This is a genomic window from Mycolicibacterium flavescens (assembly GCF_001722335.1).
Classification (GTDB): Bacteria; Actinomycetota; Actinomycetes; order Mycobacteriales; family Mycobacteriaceae; genus Mycobacterium; species Mycobacterium flavescens.
The window spans coordinates 16,708-34,445 of the sequence record NZ_MIHA01000019.1; the positions used below are offsets into that span (position 1 = coordinate 16,708).

Sequence of the window (17,738 nt, forward strand, 5' to 3'; positions counted from 1 at the left end):
CCGTGGCAGACTGATCGCATGGAGGACCGACTCAGCAAGGCGGAGATCCGCAAGGACGCCGTGCAGGAGATTTTCGAGTCCGGCGTGACGACCGTCGGGGAAGTCGCGTCGATCATCACCACCGCGGTCAAGGACGTCGCCTACGCGATCGGCGGTTTCGCCACCGACGCGTTCGAGATCCGCGACGGGGTGCGCCGGGCGTCGCAACGCATCGACGACGAGCCGTCCGGCAGTTGATCGGCGTCATCGGGGGAAGCGGCTTCTACAGCTTCTTCGGCGCCGACGCGCGCAGCCACACCGTCGAGACCCCCTACGGCGCGCCGAGCGCGGCGATCACCGTCGGCACCGTCGGTGAGCACGAGGTCGCCTTCCTGCCCCGCCACGGCGTGGACCACGAGTTCTCCCCGCACACCGTGCCGTACCGGGCCAACATGTGGGCGCTGCGCGCGCTCGGTGTGCGCCGCGTCTTCGGACCGTGCGCGGTCGGCAGCCTGACCCCCGACCTCGGTCCGGGGTCGACGGTCGTGCCGGATCAACTCGTCGACCGCACCCGCGGCCGCGCCGACACCTACTTCGACTCCGGCGGCATCCACGTCGGGTTCGCCGACCCGTACTGCCCGACCCTGCGCGCGGCGGTCACCGGTCTGCCCGACGTCGTCGACGGCGCGACGATGGTGGTGGTGCAGGGTCCGCGGTTCTCCACCCGCGCGGAGAGCCGCTGGTTCGCCGATCAGGGGTTCACGCTGGTCAACATGACCGGATACCCCGAGGCTGTGCTCGCCCGTGAGCTCGAGATGTGCTATGCGGCAATCGCTTTGGTGACCGATGTGGACGCGGGGATCGACAGCGGAACCGCGGTGCGCGCGGTCGACGTCTTCGCCGAGTTCGAACGCAACCTGGTGCCGTTCCGCAAACTCGTGCACGACGCGATCAACCGCGTCGCGCTCGAGCGGACCTGTGAGCACTGCCTGGCCCACACGGGCGTATCGCTGCCGTTCGATCTGCCGTGAAAATCCTGCTGACCGGTGCCGCGGGCTTCATCGGGGGCCGGGTCTGGTCCGCGTTGCGCGACGCCGGTCACGAGGTCGTCGGGGTCGACGCGATGCTGCCCGCCGCGCACGGTCCCGGCGCGCAGGTGCCCTCTGACTGCCGGACGCTCGACATCCGCGACGCCTCGGCGCTGGCCCCGCTGCTCGACGGCGTTGACGCGGTGTGCCATCAGGCCGCGATGGTCGGGGCGGGGGTCAACGCCGCCGACGCCCCGGCCTACGGCTCGCACAACGACTTCGGGACGACGGTGCTGCTGGCCGAGATGTTCGCCGCCGGTGTCGGGCGACTGGTGCTGGCGTCGTCGATGGTGGTCTACGGGCAGGGCCGCTACGACTGCCCCGAGCACGGGCCCGTCGAACCCGCGCCGCGGACCCGCGCCGATCTGGACGCCGGGGTCTTCGAGCACCGCTGTCCGCAGTGCGGCTCACTTGTCGAATGGCGACTCGTCGACGAGGACGCGCCGCTGCGCCCGCGCAGCCTGTACGCGGCGAGCAAGACCGCGCAGGAGCACTACGCGCTGGCGTGGGCGGAGGCGACGGGCGGCACGGTCACCGCGCTGCGCTACCACAACGTCTACGGCCCCTACATGCCGCGCGACACACCGTACTCGGGGGTGGCGGCGATCTTCCGCTCTGAACTCGAGTCCGGCGATGTGCCAAGGGTTTTCGAGGATGGCGGGCAGATGCGCGACTTCGTCCACGTCGACGACGTCGCCGCGGCCAACGTCGCGGCGGTGCAGTCGGGTCCCGACGGGTTCGCCGCGTTCAACGTCTGCTCGGGTCGGCCGATCTCGATCATGGAGGTCGCCGCCGAGCTGTGTGAGGCCCGCGGGGAGGCACCGCCGGTCGTGACCGGGCAGTACCGCAGCGGCGACGTCCGCCACATCGTCGCCGACCCGGCCCGAGCGGCCGACGTGCTGGGCTTCCGGGCGGCCGTCGACCCGCGCGACGGTCTGCGCGAGTTCGCTTTCGCGCCGCTGCGCACCTGATGCGGCGCGCGGTGGGCGTGCTCGTTATCGTCGCGCTCGTGGGGTTGGCACTGGTGTGGTCGCTGCAGCGACGGCTGATCTACTTCCCTGCGCCTGGGCCGCTGCCGCCTGCGGCCACCGCGCTGCCGGGCGGTCAGGACGTGAGCTTCCGCACCGACGACGGAATCGAGCTGGCCGGTTGGTATTTCGCGGTGCCCGGAGCCGAGGCCGCGGTGCTGGTGTGCCCCGGCAACGGCGGTGACCGCTCGATGCGGGTGCCGATCGCGGCGGCGCTGAACCGGATGGGGCTGTCGGTGCTGCTGTTCGACTACCGCGGCTACGGCGGCAATCCGGGCAGTCCGTCGGAGGAGGGCCTGGCCGCCGACGCCCGTGCCGCGCAGGCGTGGCTGGCCGCGCAGCCCGGCATCGAGCGGATCGGCTACTTCGGCGAATCCCTCGGTGCCGCAGTCGCTGTCGAGTTGGCGACCGAACGGCCCCCGCAGGCGCTCATCCTGCGGTCGCCGTTCACGTCGCTGCCCGACGTCGGCGCGACGCACTACCCGTGGTTGCCGGTCCGGTGGCTGCTGCGCGACCGGTACCCCTCGATCGACCGGATCGGCTCGCTGCGGGTGCCGCTCCTGGTGATCGCGGGGGACCGCGACGACATCGTGCCCGAGCCGATGAGCCGCCGGCTCTACGAGGCGGCCGACGAGCCCAAGCGGTATGTGCTGGTGCCCGGCGTCGGCCACAACGACCTCGAGTTGCTCGCCGGTGCGCAGGTGCTCGACGCGATCCGGGGGTTCGTGTCGGCCAGCGGTCTCACTTGGTGATACTGGTGCGGTGAAACCAGCCATTTGTGAGCAGTTCGGCATCGACTTCCCCCTGTTCGCGTTCAGCCACTGCCGCGACGTGGTCGCCGCGGTGTCCAGCGCGGGTGGTTTCGGGGTGCTCGGCGGCACCGCGTACACCCCCGAGCAGCTCGACCAGGAGTTGTCCTGGATCGACGAGCACTGTTCTGGCAAGCCGTACGGCGTCGACCTGATCGTGCCCGCCAAGTTCGAGGGCAAGGGCGAGAAGCTGTCGACGTCGGATCTGGCCGGTCGCATCCCCGACGAGTACCGCGACTACGTGACCGAGCTGCTGGCCTCACACGACATCACGCTCGACGACACGCCGCGGCTCGGCAACGCCGCGCTGTCGGGTAACACCGGCCAGGAGTTGCTCGAGGTCGCGATGAGCCATCCGATCCGGCTGATCGCCAATGCGCTTGGCGTACCGCCCGATTACATGATCGAGGCGGGTAAGCGCAACGGTGTGCCGGTCGCCGCGCTGGTCGGCGCCAAGGAGCACGCCGTCAAGCAGGTGCAGGCCGGCGTCGACCTGATCGTCGCGCAGGGCACCGAGGCCGGCGGGCACTGCGGTGAGGTCACGACGCTGGTGCTGGTGCCGGAGGTGCTCGAGGCGCTGGAGGCCATCGGCAGCCCGATCCCGGTGCTGGCGGCCGGCGGCATCGTGACGGGTAGGCAGATGGCCGCCGCGGTGGCGATGGGCGCCGCCGGCGCGTGGACGGGATCGGTGTGGTTGACCACCGAGGAGGCCGAGACCGCGCCGCACACCAAGCAGAAGTTCCTGGCCGCGTCCTCCCGCGACACTGTGCGCTCAGCGGGTCGCACCGGAAAGCCTGCGCGGCAGCTGGTTTCGGACTGGACGAATGCGTGGGCGCCGAACCCCGGCGGGCACAAGCCGCTGCCGCTGCCGTTGCAGTCGATGCTGGCCGAGCCGATCGTGCGTCGCATCGACGTGCTCGCCGCCCAAGGGCATGAGGGCGCGCAGGCGCTCGCGACCTACTTCGTCGGCCAGGGTGTCGGGCTGATGAACAAGGTCAAACCGGCGCGCGAGGTGGTGCGCGAGTTCATCGAGGACTACGTCGCAGCGACCGAACGGCTGAGCAACTCCCTGCCGGACTGAACCTGCGATTTCGGTGCCCTACTGGTCGCTCACCGACTGGTAGCGCACCGAAATCACCGGTCGGTAAAGGTGATCCGCACCGAGATCGGGTCGCTTTCCATCGCGCGCATCGTGAGCGCGGTCGCCGAGCGGCCGAACCGGCCGGCGCCGCCGAAGCTGCGCGCCCGGGCCCGCACGTCGTCGTCGGGTTCGAATGTCGCGGTGCCGGTGCGCCATTCGTCGCCGATACGCACCCGCACCGCGGGGTTGGCGGCGATGTTGTGGGCCCACCCCGCGCGCATGCCGTGCTGCGAGATCACCCACACGCCGGTGTCGTCGGCGCGACCCGCGAGTGGCACCCGCCGGGGTTCACCGCTGCGGCGGCCGATGGTCTCCAGATCGACGACGAGTGAGGACCGCACCCCGATCCGCTCCAACGCGGCAACGACGGGATTCATCACCATCCGTCCCAGTTGTCGCTCCAGTTTGAACTTGCGCAGCGCCTTGTCCGCCGTCTTCGTTGCCATCGCAACCTCCTCCGTGGGGTGAGGTCAACGACGTTACTTGAGTGATCACTCAAGAACAAGCTGACGGCGTCGACGAGAACTCGTGGTTGTGAAATTGCCTGGTCAGCGACCGGGAATGGCGCCAAGCAGCCCGTCAGTCGGCCGCGAGCGGCAACCGCACCTCGAACCGCGCGCCGGTGCCCAGGTTGCGCGCCGACAGCGTGCCGTGATGCGCCTGCACCAGGCCCGCGGCGATCGCCAGGCCCAGACCCGACCCGCTGGGCAGCGACGAGTCCGCGCGCGGCACCCGGTCGTTGGATCCGCGGTAGGCGACGTCGAACACCCGCGGCAGGTCCCCCTCGTCGATGCCGACACCGGTGTCGTCGACGCGCGCCCACGCGCCGTTCTCGTCGGCGCCCAGCGACAGCGAGACCCGGCCGCCCTCCGGTGTGTGGGCGATCGCGTTGGCCACCAGGTTCGACAGCACCCGCACCAGCGCGCGGTCGCTGCCCAGCACCCGCACCGGCGCGTCGGGCAACTGGGCGGTCAGCGTCACGCGTGCGCGTTCGGCGGTGATGCGGTGCGCGGTCAGCACGTCGTCGACCACCTCGTCGAGCGCCACCGAGTCGAACACCGGCTGTACCGCACCCGCGTTGATCTTCGACATCTCGAACAGGTCGTCGACCATCTCGGACAGCCGGACCGACTCCTGCTCAATGGTTTTCGCGTGCACGCGGACCTCGGCGTCGGGTACCACGCCGTCGGCGATGGCCTCGGACACCGCGCGGATTCCGGCCAGCGGCGTGCGCAGGTCGTGGCTGACGAACGCCACGAGCTGGCGCCGCGAGTGTTCGGCCGCGCGTTCGGATTCGCGGATCTCCTGCTCCCACACCGTGCGCCGGGCCTGGTAGCGGGCCAGCATCACCGCGGCGGGGATCGTCACGACCGACACGATCACCAACACGATCGCGGTCTGCTCGAACGTCTCGGTGATCATGAAGCGGCTGGCGCCCAGCACGCCGCTGAACGTCGCCAGCACCGGGATCAGCACCAGCGCGACCATGCTGACCGCCAGCGACCACGAGCGCGCCAGCCGGATCACCAGCGCCCCCGCGAGCACCACCGGTACCGAGCACGCCAGCGCCAGCCCGACGATCTCCCACAGGTGGGCGGGCACTACGCGCTCTGCTCGTCCGCTGGGCGTTCCTCCCCGCGCCACAGATAGCCGCGGCCCCACACTGTCTGAACCCGGTGGTGCGCACCGAGTTTGGAACGCAACCGTTTGACGTGCACGGTGACGGTGGACAGGTCCCCGAAGTCCCACTGCCATACCCGCTTGAGCAGTTCCTCGCGGGTGAACACGGTGTCGGTGTGGGTGAGGAAGAACAGCAGCAAATCGAACTCGCGGTTGGTCAGCGACACCGGCGCACCCTGGATGGTCACCGTGCGCGACGCCGCCGACACGGTCAGCTCGCCGACGGTGATCTCCACGCCGGGCCGGCCCACGGGCGCCGGGGCGCGCCGCAGCACCGAACGCACCCGCAGAGCGAGTTCGCGGGGGCTGAACGGTTTGGTCAGGTAGTCGTCGGCACCGGCCTCCAGGCCCGCGATCCGGTCGTCCTCCTCGCCGAGCGCGGTCAACAGGATCACCGGCACCGCGTAGCCGCCGCGCCTGCGCAGCGTGCGGCACAGCGTCAGGCCGTCCGGGCCGGGCATCATCACGTCGAGCACCGCGACGTCGATGCGCTGCGAACCGAGCAGCCGCAGCGCCTCGGTGCCGTCGTTGGCGATCGCCACATCGAGCCCGTCGCGTTCGAGGTATCGACGCACCACATCGCGCACGACGGCGTCGTCGTCGGCGATCAGAACCCGCGTCACCCCTCCACGGTAGCCGCGGGCCGCCGCTACCTGCGCCGATGTCACGGATTCGTCATCGTTGCCCTGGCAGGGGCGCTGCGGCGGTGACTAGCCTCGGCTCCATGTCCGACAGTCCGGTGACCGTGGTGCTGCCGTGTCTGAACGAGGAGGACTCGCTGCCCGGGGTGCTCGCGGCGATGCCGCCCGGATACCTGCCGCTGGTGGTCGACAACAACAGCACCGACGCGACCGCGCAGGTGGCGCGGCGGCACGGCGCCGCGGTGGTCACCGAGAAGCGCCCGGGTTACGGCGCCGCGGTGCACGCCGGGGTGGTGGCGACGACGACGGACCTCGTCGCGGTGCTCGACGCCGACGGCTCACTGGATCCCGGTGACCTGCCGCGACTCGTCGGCGAACTCGACCGCGGCGCCGACATGGCGATCGGGCGGCGCCGCCCGGCCCGCGGGGTGCGGTGGCCGTGGCACGCCCGGCTCGGCACCGCCGCGGTGTGCTGGCGACTGCGCAGCCGGCACGGCCTGGCGGTGCACGACATCGCGCCGATGCGCGTCGCCCGCCGCGACGGCTTGCTGGCGCTCGGCGTGACCGACCGTCGCTCCGGGTACCCGCTGGAACTACTGGTCCGCGCGGCCGCCGCGGGCTGGCGGGTCGCCGAATGCGACGTGGACTACGGCCCCCGCACCGGAGGCCGCTCCAAGATCAGCGGATCGGTGCGGGGCAGCCTCACCGCGGCACTGGACTTCTGGCGGGTGATCTCGTGATCGCGGTGACGGCGTTGGTGGTGGCCAAGGCGCCGGTGCCGGGACTGGCCAAGACCCGGCTTGCCGTGTCGGTCGGTGAGCGCGCCGCCGCCGACATCGCCGCGGCCGCGCTGCTCGACACGCTCGACGCGGTGGCCGCCGCGCCGGTGCAGCACCGGGTGGTCGCGCTGACCGGCGACCTGAACCGGGCGTGCCGGGCCGACGAACTGCGCGAACGGCTCACCGCGTTCACCGTCGTCGCCCAGCGCGGCGACGATTTCGCTGCCCGGTTGGCCCACGCGCACGCCGACGCGTTCACCGGAATACCGGTGCTGCAGATCGGGATGGACACTCCTCAGGTCGGCGCCGAGCTGCTGGCCGGCTGTGCGCGGACGCTGATGGACGCCGACGCGGTGCTCGGTCTCGCCGCCGACGGCGGATGGTGGATCCTCGGCGTCGCCCGCCCGGAGCTGGCCGACTGCCTGCGCGGCGTGCCGATGTCGCGGTCGGACACCGGCGCGCTGACCCGGAAAGCGCTGCAGGACAACGGAGCCACTGTTCTCCCGCTGCCTGAACTCGCCGACGTCGACACCATCGGCGACATCGCTGCCGTGCGCCGGATGTGCGCACCGGACAGCCGGTTCGCCCGCGCCACCGAGACGGTGCGGACCTGATGCACGGCCATCTCTACGACCGCGCGCTCGACGGCGAAAGCTGTTGGATCCGCCACGACGACGGCGCGGTGCGCCACCTGCCGGTGCGCCGCTGGCTCGGAGGTGAGCACGCCGACGGCCGGTTCGACCGGGCGGTCATCGCGCTCTGCGACGGCCCGACCATCGATCTCGGTTGCGGGCCAGGGCGATTGGTCAGCGCACTGATCCGGCGCGGGATACCCGCGCTCGGTGTCGACCAGTCGGCCGCGGCGGTGGCGTTGGCGCGCCGGGACGGGGCGCCGGTGCTGCACCGCGACGTGTTCGGGGACCTGCCCGCGACGGGGCGGTGGCAGACGGTGCTGCTGGCCGACGGGAACGTCGGCCTGGGCGGGGACCCGCTGCGCGTTCTGCGCCGGGCCGCCGAGTTGCTGCGGCGCGGCGGCCGCTGCGTGGCCGAGTTCGAGTCGCGCGGGCACGGCATCCGGACCCGCTGGGTGCGGCTGGAGTCACCGGCAACCGTCGGCCCGTGGTTCCGGTGGGCGTCGGTCGGAATCGACTGCGCCGCCGACATCGCCGCGGCCGCCGGACTGGACCTCACGCGGATCCACCCCGTCGGCGACCGGGTGGTGGCGAGCCTCACGGCCGCCTAGTGCCACCGGTCACCAGTTCGTCAGGATGAAGTGGTTGAGCAGCAGGGCCCCGACGACGTTGGCGCCCAGCCACCACCGGTGCGACCGCGGCGGAAGCAACGCCCCGGCCGCGGTCAGCCAGATCGTGAACGGCAACCAGATGCGTTCGGTTTCGGCCTTGCTCAGCATCGACAGGTCGGCGAACAGGATCGCGAGCAGCGCGCCGAGCAGCAGCATGTGCAGGCCCGGCCGCAGCCGGATCGCGGCGATGTCGAACGCCCGGCCGATCCCGGCGACGCTGCCCAGCCCGATCGCACACACCACCGACGCGAAATTCGCCCAGCCCCAGTACTGGAACGGCCGGTCGTTGGCGATGCCCTGCCAATAGCGTTCCTGCACCAGGTGATAACCGTCGAACCACCAGAAGCCCAGCAGCGCGAACAGTCCCACCATGGCCAGCACGACGACGATCGCGGGCGCCGCGGTGCGGACCGCGCCGCGCAGGTCCGGTGCGCACATCAGCACCGCCAGCGCCGGCAGCACCATCAGCCCCAGCCCGTAGTTGAGGAACAACCCCCAGCCCAGCAGCAGGCCCGCGCCGGCGGACGCGAGCACCGGCCACCGCGTCCTGCGGCCCACCGCGAGCGCCAGCAGCGCGATCCCCCACGCCACCACGCCCGCGAAGTAGCCGTCGGCGGACACCGCGATCCAGATCGCCGTCGGCGCGGCCGCGACGAACGGGGCCGCCTTGCGGGCGGTCGACTCCTCGGTCAACGCCCGCACCGCCACCACGATGGCGGCCGCCGCGCTCGACCCGACGAACAGCACCAGCAGCGCGGCCCACGCGCCGCCGCCGAGCCCGATGCGGTCCAGCCACACGAACGTCAGCAGCGCGCCCGGCGGATGCCCGGAGACGTGGGTGATCCACGAATCCGGTTGGTAGTCAAGGATTCTGTCGGAGAATGTGCGCAGCGCGTGCGGGATGTCGGTGACCGTCGGGACCTGCCGCAGGTATTCGTGGCGCGCGCTCAACCGGCCCGCGAAACCGCGCTGCCAACCGTCGATCATCGCCAGCGAGAACGCCCAGGCGCACGCGGTCGCCCACGTCACCCACGGCACCGCGCGCCACGGCAGCCGCTGTGCGACGGTCGGCCCCCACAGCACCACCGCGGCGCCGATGACGATGGCCGGGATGGTGCCCCACCCGACGTGGGCGTCCCACCATCCGAAGATCGGCGCGGTGTCGGCGAATGCGCGGAACCGTTCGGGCGTGGCGTTGATCAGCGGTGTGACGACGCCCAACCCCAGGTGCGGCACGACGAACGCCGCGACGACCAGGAGCACGCCGACGGCGACCGCCACGATCTCCTTGCGTCTGGTTGCCATGTCGTCACCATATGCGCGGCTCCGCACGCAGGGTGACCTCCGATGAGTGGTCCCGGTCACCCCGGGTTCGCCGGCACGGCGCCGAAGCGCAGCTGATCTACGCGGCGACCGAGGCCGCTACGCCGACGCGGGGTCCCCGATGAACCAGGTGGTCGGTCTCGGGTTCGGCGGGCTGCCCACCGCCGGGGACCCGCGTGCGCCCATGCCCGACGACATCGCGCGGGGAGTTCCCCCGCGAGATCGTCCAGAACGCCGACCGCGACATGCTCAAAGCCGGTGCTACACCCGCGCGGTGATGGTGCGGTGAGATCCGTACCGGACGGTCCATAACGACGTAAACTCGCGAACATGCCGCGCCCTCGACAGTTCGACGAGGCCGAGGTGATCGCCGCGGCGCGTGACCAGTTCTGGCGGCGCGGGTACGCGGGCACCTCGATCGACGACCTGACCGCCGCCACCGGTCTGGGCAAGGGCAGCCTGTACGGCGCGTTCGGCGACAAACGCGAGCTGTTTCTGCGCGCTCTCGACGCTTACATCGGTGAACGGATGCATCGTGTCCGCGACGAGTTGCGCGACCCGCGCCGCCCCGCCTGCGACCGGTTGACGCGGCACCTGCGCGCGCAAGTGGCGGCCACCTGCGCCGACACGACGCGGCGCGGGTGCATGATGGCCAACAGCGCCGCCGAACTCGGCGACAGCGACCCGGCGGTAGAGCGCATGATCGGGCGGGCCTATCGCGAATGGGGTGCCCTGCTCGCCGAGTGCATCGGGGAGGCCCAGCGCGACGGCGCGATCGACAGCCGCCGTGACGTGCGGTCGCTCGCGACGGTGGTGCTGGCGTTTCTTCGCGGGCAGGAGGGGCTGCGCAAGGGCGGCGTGAAACCCGCTCAGCTCAAGGCGGGCGTCGAGGAGATGATCACGCTCCTGTAGCCCTGTCTGGGGTGGCCCTGTTGTGGCGAGCGTGCGTGTCGGAACACGACACGCCGCGCGTTTGTCGACATTCGTGCACGCTCGCGGCGGGACGGAATAAACGCGCCCACCCCCGCGTCCCTAGTTCTTGACCAACCGGTACAGAATGAAGGGCACGGACATGGCGCTACTGAAGGACAAGACCGCGGTGATCACCGGCGGAAGCACGGGAATCGGACTCGCCACCGCCAAGCGGTTCGTCGAGGAGGGCGCCCACGTCTTCATCACCGGCCGGCGGCAGGCCGAACTCGACGCTGCCGCAGAGCAACTCGGTGACCGCGTGACCGTCGTGCAGGGTGACGTCGCCAAGGCCGAGGACCTGGACCGGCTTTATGAGGCGGTGGCGGCCAGCGGTCGTCGCATCGACGTGCTGTTCGCCAACGCCGCGGTGATCGACGTCGCGCGCATCGGGGACATCACCCAGCAGCACCTCGACTATCAGCTCGGCGTCGACTTCAACGGCGTCGTGTTCACCGTGCAGAAGGCGCTGCCGCTGCTGAACGACGGTGCCTCGGTCATCCTGAACTCGTCGAACACCAACGCCAAAGGCTCCGACGGTATCGGCATCTACGCCGCGATCAAGGCCGCCGTGCGATCGCTGGCCCGCACCTGGGCAAGTGAATTGCAAGACAGGGGAATTCGCGTCAACGCCGTGAGCCCGGGCGCGACGGACACCCCGGGGCTCAACAACCTCGCCAGCGTGGTCGTCCCCGGACCCAACGCCGCGGCCGAGTTCGAGCAGTCGCAGCGCGACGTGATCCCGATGGGCCGGCGCGGCACCCCCGACGAGGTCGCCGGCGCCGTGCTGTTCCTGGCGTCGGACCTCAGCAGCTACACCACCGGCGCCGACATCCCGGTCGACGGCGGCATCAACCAGATCTGACCGCGAAGCGCTCAGTACAGCCGCGAGCGGACGCTCTCCTCGCTGTAGTAGTCGTCGAGGTCGGCCTGGTTCAGGTCCTGCCGGGCCGCCTTGAGCAACTGCGCGACGCTCGGCAGCGCCGTCGGGTTCCACGTCGACGGGTCCCAGGTGTCCGATCGTAGAAAAGCCTTGGCGCAGTGGAAGAACACCTCCTCGACGGCGATCTCGAGCGCCAGCAGCGGACGCCTGCCCTTGACGGCCAGCGCGTCGAAGTAGTCGGCGTCGGCCAGCACCGTGGCCGTCCCGTTGATCCGCAGCGTGTCACCGCGGCCCGGGATCAGGAACAGCGTGCCGACATGCGGGTTCTGCAGCACATTGCGGTACCCGTCGACCCGTTTGTTGCCGGGCCGCTCCGGGATCGCGATCGTGGTGTCGTCGATGACGTGCACGAAGCCGGGCGGATCACCTTTCGGCGACACGTCGACGCGCCCGTCGGCGTCCGTCGTCGCCACGAAGCACAGCGGCGAGTGGGCCAGCCAGTCGCGCTGCACCGGGGACAGCCGGTCCTTGACCTTGGTGGCGACGTAGTGTTCCGGCTCGCCGACGATGGCCCGCAGCTCATCGACGGTCCTGACTTCGCGGCGCATGAGTCCATCATGGCCGACCACCCCGCGGCGCGGGTCAGCTCCCTCGGCACCCGGGTCCGCTCAAACCGGCCCCGTGGCCCCGAACCGCTCGACGAGCGCGCGCCGGTCGACCTTGCCGATCCCGCGCCGCGGCAGCTCGTCGACGACGTGGATCTCGCGCGGCGCCGCGGTCGGGTCCAACCGGGACGCGACGTGCGCGCGCAGCTCGGACACCGTCGGCGCCACCGCACCCGGCGCCAGCACCAGCGCCGCCGCCACCCGCTGCCCCAACCGGTCGTCGGGCACACCGAACACCGCGCACCCCGCCACCGCCGGATGTGACTCCACCGCCGCCTCGACCAGATGCGGCATCACGGTCAGCCCGCCGGTGCTGATCGCGTCGTCGGCGCGGCCCAGCACGGTCAGCCGACCCGAGTCGTCCACGGCGCCGACATCGTCGGTGCGGAACCATCCCGGCTCGGCGAACGGATCCGGCTGCACCGGGTTGCGGTACCCCGCAGCGATCGTCGGGCCACCCAGCACGATCCGGCCGCCGTCAGCGATGCGCACCCGCACCCCGTCCAGCGGCACACCGTCGTACACGCAGCCACCCGCCGTCTCGCTCATCCCGTAGGTCCGGACCACGGGAATGCCGGCGGCAGCCGCTCTTTCGGCGATCCCGGCCGGCAGCGGGCCGCCGCCGATCAGCACGGCGTCCAACGACGCGAGCGCCGCCGTCGCCTCCGCGTCGCGCAACGCCTTCTCCAGCTGCACCGCCACCAGCGACGCGTACCGTCGACCCGGCCCGAGCGAGTGGACCGCCGAAACCAGCTCGGCCGCCGTGAAACTCGGCGCCACAGCCACCGGCGACGTACCCGCGACCACGCTGCGCACCAGCACCTGCAGACCCGCGACATGATGGGCCGCCAACGCCGACAGCCAGCGGCCGGGACCGCCGAGCCTGCGGTGGGTCGCCTCGGCGCTGGCCCGCAACGACGCCGCAGTCAGCATCGCGCCCTTCGGCGTGCCGGTGGTGCCCGACGTCGAGACCACCACCACGACGTCGTCGTCGATCGGCTCGCCGACCCGCAAAGCCGTTGCCAAAGCGCCGGATTCGCCAGGGGGGACCAGGAGCACCGCGTCGTCGCCGGTGAGCATCTGCCGCACCACCGGCACGACCTCCAGCGCAGAGCCGACCGCGACGGCGCGTAGGACCGCTATGGCTTCTCCCCGGGGTCGTCCTCGGGGTCGCGCGGGTCGTCGAGCGGCCACCCGCGCACCGCCAGCCTGGCCCGCACCCGCTCGACGTCGGAGGGGGTCGGCAGCGTGTCGGTGAGCTGGGTGATCAGCACCCCGATATCGGCGTCGTCGAACTCACCGCCGCGGTTCAGCGCCACCGCGACCGTGCGGACCTCGTCGTCGGTGAGCCTGCGGCGCAGCAGCGCGAACAGCGGCACCCGGTCCGGACCCGGCACACCCTCGGGATAGCCGGCGGTGATCCACGCGACGATCTTCGCGAGAAATTTCGTCACCGTGCCCTCTCCGCGTGTCGTCCCGGGCCTGTGTGCCCGCAATTGCATGATGCTAGTGCGCACGACGGCGGGGCGATGTCCGCGCGAGAGACGAACATCACGCCGCCGTTGGGTGAACAGTTGGTGAACAGATTGCCCGAACAGGCAAATCGCCTGCTCGACACGCGGTCGGATGGTGGCCGCGGATTAGGTGGGACGCTCGTATGGCAGCAGAATTGACGTCGTGACCGCAGAGTTGATCATCCTGGTGCTGCTGATCGCAACTGCACTGGCTTTCGACTTCACCAACGGCTTTCACGACACCGGCAACGCCATGGCCACCTCGATCGCCACCGGCGCGCTCAAACCCAAGACCGCGGTGCTGCTCGCCGGCATCCTCAACCTCGTCGGCGCGTTCCTGTCCGTCGAGGTCGCGGTCACGGTCACCACCTCGGTGCTCAACGTCCAGGACGGCACCAGCGGTGCGCTGCTGCCGACCATCGACGCCTCGACCGGGTTGACGATCATCTTCGCCGGGCTGATCGGCGGCATCCTGTGGAACCTGCTGACCTGGCTGTTCGGCATCCCGTCGAGTTCGTCGCACGCCCTGTTCGGCGGCCTGATCGGCGCGGGCCTGGCGGCGCTGGGCGTCGCGGGCGTCAACTGGAGCGGTATCACGCAGAAGGTCCTCATCCCCGCGATCGCCGCGCCGCTGATCGCCGGGCTGGTCGCCTGCTGCGGCACGTGGATGGTCTACCGGATCACCCGCAACGTCGTCGAGCACCGCCGCAAGCAGGGCTTCCGCTGGGGCCAGATCGCGACGGCCTCGCTGGTCGCGCTGTCGCACGGCACGAACGACGCGCAGAAGACCATGGGCGTCATCGCGCTCGCGCTCATCACCACCGGCCACCTCAGCGGCGACGTCAAGGAGGCCGGGCTGCCGTTCTGGATCATCTTCAGCTGCGCGGTCGCGATCGGGCTCGGCACCTACCTCGGCGGCTGGCGGGTCATCCGCACCCTGGGCAAGGGCCTCGTCGAGATCGAGTCACCGCAGGGGTTCGCGGCTGAAGCCTCCTCGGCGGCAATCATTCTCAGCTCCAGCGCGGCCGGTATGGCACTGTCCACCACGCACGTGGCCACCGGGTCGATCCTCGGCAGCGGTGTCGGCAAGCCCGGCGCCGAGGTCCGCTGGGCGGTCGCCGGCCGGATGGCCGTCGCCTGGCTGGTGACGCTGCCGGCCGCCGGTCTGGTCGGCGCGCTGTCCTACTGGCTGGCGCACGCGGTGAAGGCGGTGACCGGCTCGGCGCTCGCCGGCAACGGCCTGATCTTCGGCGTCCTGGTCGGGCTGTCGGCCTACATGTGGTGGCGCGCCCAGCAGCAGAAGGTCGACCACCGCAACGTCAACGCCGACTGGGACGACGCCACCAACTCGGTGCTGCCCGCCGACCTGCGTGAGGCGCCGGTCAAGACCCCGGTGGCGGTGTGACGAGATGACGTATCTGGAAAGCATTTTCAAGGTCCTGGTGGTGGGTCTGGTGCTGGGCGCCGGGCTGCCCGCACTCTTTGCGACGGGCCTGCTGGCGTTCTCCGGCACCGAGTCCGCCGACGGCACCGCCACGGTCCGCCCGGCCCGCCGCTACCTCGGGATCGCGCTGTTCGTGTTCGTCGGCTGGGCGATCGTCACCGCGGTGTTGTGGATCACCAGGGCGACGATCATCCACCACACCGGCATCGACCTGTTCCCCTTCATGCCCCGGAAATGACAACGGCCGCAACATGACCGAGTTCACCGTGTTCGACAACATCTTGTCCTGGCTGCGCCGCGGCTACCCCGAGGGCGTGCCGTCGACGGACTACTTCCCGCTGCTGGCGCTGTTGAAGCGGTCGCTTTCCGAGGACGACGTCGTCCGGGCCGCGCAGACCGTGCTCGAGGACACGACGGCCGACACCGTCACCGAGGGCGACATCCGCGCCGCGATCCGTCAGGTCACCGCGCAGGAACCCAACCCCGAGGAGATGCACCAGGTCGCGTCGCGGCTGGCCTCGGTCGGCTGGCCGCTGGCCACGCCTGCGCGGTGACGCGTCACTGCCTGCTGTCGCGCCGCAACGGGTGGTCCTCAGGTACCTGCACGAAGATCAACTGCACACCGTCGGGGTCGGTGACGTGCATCTCGTGCAGCCCCCACGGCTCCTGCCGTGCTTCGCGCGCGATCGGCACACCGCGGCCCGCCAGTTCCTTCTCGGTGGCGTAGACGTCGCGCACCTGCAGCCACATCGTTCCGCCGGCATCCGGACCGCCGTGCCCGGCGAGTTCGATCAGCGACTGCCCGGCGTAGAAGACGGTGCCCGCGCCGTAGTCGCGGGCGATCGCCAGGCCGATCTCATCGCGGTAGAACCTCAGCGAGCGTTGGTAGTCCGCCGGCCGGATGAGCATCCGGCTGGCCAGTATCTCCATGACATCGTGTCTATCACGCTCAGCCGATCCGGCGCCCGACACCGTCCCAGTAGGGTTCGCGCAGCGCCCGCTTGAGCACCTTGCCGCTCGGGGTTCGGGGCAGTGTCTCGGTGAACACCACGGATTTGGGCAGCTTGAAGCCGGCCAGCCGCTGCCGCGCGTAATCGATCAGCTCGCCCGCGGTGGGGGACCGGCCCTCTGCGGGGACGACGACCGCGGTCACCGCCTCACCCCAGGTGGCGTCGGGCACCCCGATCACCGCGACATCGCCGACCGCGGGGTGGGTCATCAGCACGTTCTCGACCTCGGTCGGATACACGTTCTCGCCGCCGGTGACGATCATGTCCTTGACGCGGTCCTGGAGGAACACGTAGCCCGCGTCGTCGACGTAGCCGGCGTCGCCGGTCCTGAGCCAGCCGTCGGGGGTCAGCGTGGCCGCGGTCGCGTCGGGGTTGTTCCAGTACCCGCGCATGTTCTGCCTCGAACGCGTCCACAGTTCGCCGACGGCTCCGGCGGGCACGTCGGAGCCGGCGTCGTCGACGATTCGAATCTCGACCCAGGGGAACGGTTTTCCACACGACCGCAGCAACTCCGGGTGGTGCTCGTCGAGCTGGGTGATCGAGCCGGTGGTCTCGGTCTGGCCGTAGACCTGCAGCAGGTCGCAGTTGAACCGCGCCAGCGCGCGCCCCAGCACGTCGTCGGTGATCGGGGAGGCGCCGTAGACGATCGCGCGCAGCCGCGAGAAGTCGGTGGACTCGACGCCGGGGGTGTCGAGCAGCCGCTGGATCACCACCGGCACCAGCAGCATGTTCGTGACCCCGTGCCGGGCAACGGCTTCCAGGATCGCCGCCGGGTCCACGTCGCGCAGCACGACGGTGCGCGCGCCCTCGCACAGCCCGGCCAGCGCCCAGCCCGAGCCGGCCATGTGGAACATCGGCATCACGGCCAGGCTGACGCTGTCGGCGTCGAAGCGCCACCGCTCGGCGATGCCGGTGGCTTTGCAGAAGTAGTTGTCGTTGGTCAGCATCACGCCCTTGGGGGCGCCGGTGGTTCCCGAGGTGTACATCAGGAACGCGATGTCGTCGGGTCCCGTTTCCGCACAGGGATCTTCGGGCGGGTGGGCGGCGATCCAGGCGTCGTAGCGGGGCCAGCGGGCGTGCTCGCCGACAGCGACCAACGAGCACGTCAACTCCGGCTCGATCGCTTCGACGGGGCCGAAGAACTCCGCACCCACCACGGCCACCCGCGCCCTGGAGTCGGCGATGATGTGCAGCATCTCGGGTGCCGTGAGCCGCCAGTTGACCGGCACCACGACCGCGCCGAGTTTGGACAGCGCACAGACGATTTCGAAGAACTCGACGCCGTTCTTCTCGATGAACGCGACCCGGTCGCCGAACCCGACGCCCGCGGCGCGGAACGCCTGGGCGGCCCGGTTGGATCTGGCGTCCAGTTCGGCGAACGTCACGGTGCGCTCACCGGCGATCAGCGCGGTGGCATCGGGGCGTTCGGCCCCGAACACGCGGGCGATGTCGGCGACGGTCGCGACGTCGGGATGCGGCATG

The 17,738-nt window shown here is 70.8% G+C and carries 22 protein-coding genes; 13 read left to right on the plus strand and 9 right to left on the minus strand.

Annotated elements, in window-relative coordinates:
* Positions 1-18 precede the first annotated feature (18 nt).
* Genes BHQ18_RS22040 through BHQ18_RS22060 form a run of 5 tightly spaced genes read left to right on the plus strand, consistent with a single transcriptional unit; the run spans position 19 to position 3,985 of the window.
* Positions 19-237 carry a hypothetical protein gene (locus tag BHQ18_RS22040; RefSeq protein ID WP_069415784.1) on the plus strand — a complete coding sequence of 73 codons (219 nt, stop codon included), beginning with the start codon at positions 19-21 and terminating at the stop codon, positions 235-237.
* The gene (locus tag BHQ18_RS22045; protein WP_069415785.1) at positions 234-1,010 is read left to right on the plus strand and encodes an S-methyl-5'-thioadenosine phosphorylase; all 777 of its coding nucleotides are present in this window, start codon (positions 234-236) and stop codon (positions 1,008-1,010) included. Before BHQ18_RS22040 ends, BHQ18_RS22045 begins: the two co-directional genes overlap by 4 nt.
* The gene (locus tag BHQ18_RS22050) at positions 1,007-2,038 is read left to right on the plus strand and encodes an NAD-dependent epimerase/dehydratase family protein (protein ID WP_069415786.1); all 1,032 of its coding nucleotides are present in this window, start codon (positions 1,007-1,009) and stop codon (positions 2,036-2,038) included. The genes BHQ18_RS22045 and BHQ18_RS22050 overlap by 4 nt, the downstream gene beginning before the upstream one ends.
* Positions 2,038-2,847, plus strand: coding sequence for an alpha/beta hydrolase (locus BHQ18_RS22055; RefSeq protein WP_069415787.1), 810 nt, complete (start codon positions 2,038-2,040; stop codon positions 2,845-2,847). Before BHQ18_RS22050 ends, BHQ18_RS22055 begins: the two co-directional genes overlap by 1 nt.
* A 10-nt stretch (positions 2,848-2,857) precedes the next feature.
* Positions 2,858-3,985, plus strand: a complete 1,128-nt coding sequence (locus tag BHQ18_RS22060) for an NAD(P)H-dependent flavin oxidoreductase (protein ID WP_069415788.1) — start codon at positions 2,858-2,860, stop codon at positions 3,983-3,985.
* Between the two features lie 53 nt (positions 3,986-4,038).
* Here BHQ18_RS22060 and BHQ18_RS22065 read toward each other — a convergent pair whose 3' ends face one another.
* From BHQ18_RS22065 to BHQ18_RS22075, 3 genes are all read right to left on the minus strand, one after another.
* Positions 4,039-4,491, minus strand: a complete 453-nt coding sequence (locus BHQ18_RS22065) for a nitroreductase family deazaflavin-dependent oxidoreductase (protein WP_069415789.1) — start codon at positions 4,489-4,491, stop codon at positions 4,039-4,041.
* A 133-nt stretch (positions 4,492-4,624) separates the two neighbouring features.
* Positions 4,625-5,647, minus strand: coding sequence for a sensor histidine kinase (locus tag BHQ18_RS22070; protein ID WP_069415790.1), 1,023 nt, complete (start codon positions 5,645-5,647; stop codon positions 4,625-4,627).
* A complete protein-coding gene (locus BHQ18_RS22075) occupies positions 5,647-6,348 on the minus strand; it encodes a response regulator transcription factor (RefSeq protein ID WP_069415791.1) in 702 nt (233 codons plus the stop codon). Before BHQ18_RS22075 ends, BHQ18_RS22070 begins: the two co-directional genes overlap by 1 nt.
* Before the next feature lie 101 nt (positions 6,349-6,449).
* Here BHQ18_RS22075 and BHQ18_RS22080 point away from each other — a divergent pair, with 101 nt between their 5' ends.
* Genes BHQ18_RS22080 through BHQ18_RS22090 form a run of 3 tightly spaced genes read left to right on the plus strand, consistent with a single transcriptional unit; the run spans position 6,450 to position 8,388 of the window.
* A complete protein-coding gene (locus BHQ18_RS22080) occupies positions 6,450-7,106 on the plus strand; it encodes a glycosyltransferase family 2 protein (protein WP_069415792.1) in 657 nt (218 codons plus the stop codon).
* Complete coding sequence (locus BHQ18_RS22085; RefSeq protein WP_069415793.1) at positions 7,103-7,759, plus strand: TIGR04282 family arsenosugar biosynthesis glycosyltransferase; 657 nt, start codon at positions 7,103-7,105, stop codon at positions 7,757-7,759. Before BHQ18_RS22080 ends, BHQ18_RS22085 begins: the two co-directional genes overlap by 4 nt.
* Positions 7,759-8,388, plus strand: coding sequence for a methyltransferase domain-containing protein (locus tag BHQ18_RS22090; RefSeq protein ID WP_069415872.1), 630 nt, complete (start codon positions 7,759-7,761; stop codon positions 8,386-8,388). Before BHQ18_RS22085 ends, BHQ18_RS22090 begins: the two co-directional genes overlap by 1 nt.
* A gap of 9 nt (positions 8,389-8,397) precedes the next feature.
* On the opposite strand, the gene BHQ18_RS22095 is transcribed toward BHQ18_RS22090, so the two are convergent.
* A complete protein-coding gene (locus BHQ18_RS22095) occupies positions 8,398-9,753 on the minus strand; it encodes a hypothetical protein (protein ID WP_069415794.1) in 1,356 nt (451 codons plus the stop codon).
* Positions 9,754-10,101: 348 nt separating this feature from the next.
* On the opposite strand from BHQ18_RS22095, the gene BHQ18_RS22100 reads away from it, so the two are divergent.
* Together BHQ18_RS22100 and BHQ18_RS22105 are read left to right on the plus strand one after the other, a co-directional pair.
* Complete coding sequence (locus BHQ18_RS22100; RefSeq protein ID WP_069415795.1) at positions 10,102-10,683, plus strand: TetR/AcrR family transcriptional regulator; 582 nt, start codon at positions 10,102-10,104, stop codon at positions 10,681-10,683.
* 160 nt (positions 10,684-10,843) lie between these two features.
* Positions 10,844-11,605, plus strand: a complete 762-nt coding sequence (locus tag BHQ18_RS22105) for an SDR family NAD(P)-dependent oxidoreductase (protein WP_069415873.1) — start codon at positions 10,844-10,846, stop codon at positions 11,603-11,605.
* An 11-nt stretch (positions 11,606-11,616) separates the two neighbouring features.
* Here BHQ18_RS22105 and BHQ18_RS22110 read toward each other — a convergent pair whose 3' ends face one another.
* From BHQ18_RS22110 to BHQ18_RS22120, 3 genes are read right to left on the minus strand one after another with little or no spacing between them, the layout of a single operon-like run.
* Entirely contained in the window at positions 11,617-12,231 is a 615-nt protein-coding gene (locus tag BHQ18_RS22110) for a pyridoxamine 5'-phosphate oxidase family protein (protein WP_069415796.1), read from the minus strand.
* A 60-nt stretch (positions 12,232-12,291) separates the two neighbouring features.
* Positions 12,292-13,368, minus strand: a complete 1,077-nt coding sequence (gene menE, locus BHQ18_RS22115; RefSeq protein ID WP_069415874.1) for an o-succinylbenzoate--CoA ligase — start codon at positions 13,366-13,368, stop codon at positions 12,292-12,294.
* A gap of 59 nt (positions 13,369-13,427) precedes the next feature.
* Positions 13,428-13,742, minus strand: a complete 315-nt coding sequence (locus BHQ18_RS22120; protein WP_069415797.1) for a DUF3349 domain-containing protein — start codon at positions 13,740-13,742, stop codon at positions 13,428-13,430.
* Between the two features lie 223 nt (positions 13,743-13,965).
* Here BHQ18_RS22120 and BHQ18_RS22125 point away from each other — a divergent pair, with 223 nt between their 5' ends.
* From BHQ18_RS22125 to BHQ18_RS22135, 3 genes are read left to right on the plus strand one after another with little or no spacing between them, the layout of a single operon-like run.
* The gene (locus tag BHQ18_RS22125) at positions 13,966-15,207 is read left to right on the plus strand and encodes an inorganic phosphate transporter (protein ID WP_069415798.1); all 1,242 of its coding nucleotides are present in this window, start codon (positions 13,966-13,968) and stop codon (positions 15,205-15,207) included.
* 4 nt (positions 15,208-15,211) lie between these two features.
* Positions 15,212-15,484 carry a hypothetical protein gene (locus tag BHQ18_RS22130; RefSeq protein WP_069415799.1) on the plus strand — a complete coding sequence of 91 codons (273 nt, stop codon included), beginning with the start codon at positions 15,212-15,214 and terminating at the stop codon, positions 15,482-15,484.
* A 13-nt stretch (positions 15,485-15,497) separates the two neighbouring features.
* Positions 15,498-15,800, plus strand: coding sequence for a DUF3349 domain-containing protein (locus tag BHQ18_RS22135; protein WP_069415800.1), 303 nt, complete (start codon positions 15,498-15,500; stop codon positions 15,798-15,800).
* Positions 15,801-15,804: 4 nt separating this feature from the next.
* On the opposite strand, the gene BHQ18_RS22140 is transcribed toward BHQ18_RS22135, so the two are convergent.
* Both BHQ18_RS22140 and BHQ18_RS22145 read right to left on the minus strand, forming a co-directional pair.
* On the minus strand, positions 15,805-16,176 hold the full coding sequence (locus BHQ18_RS22140; RefSeq protein ID WP_069415801.1) for a VOC family protein: 372 nt from the start codon (positions 16,174-16,176) through the stop codon (positions 15,805-15,807).
* Between the two features lie 19 nt (positions 16,177-16,195).
* On the minus strand, positions 16,196-17,737 hold the full coding sequence (locus BHQ18_RS22145) for a long-chain-fatty-acid--CoA ligase (RefSeq protein ID WP_069415802.1): 1,542 nt from the start codon (positions 17,735-17,737) through the stop codon (positions 16,196-16,198).
* Between the last annotated feature and the right edge of the window lies 1 nt (position 17,738).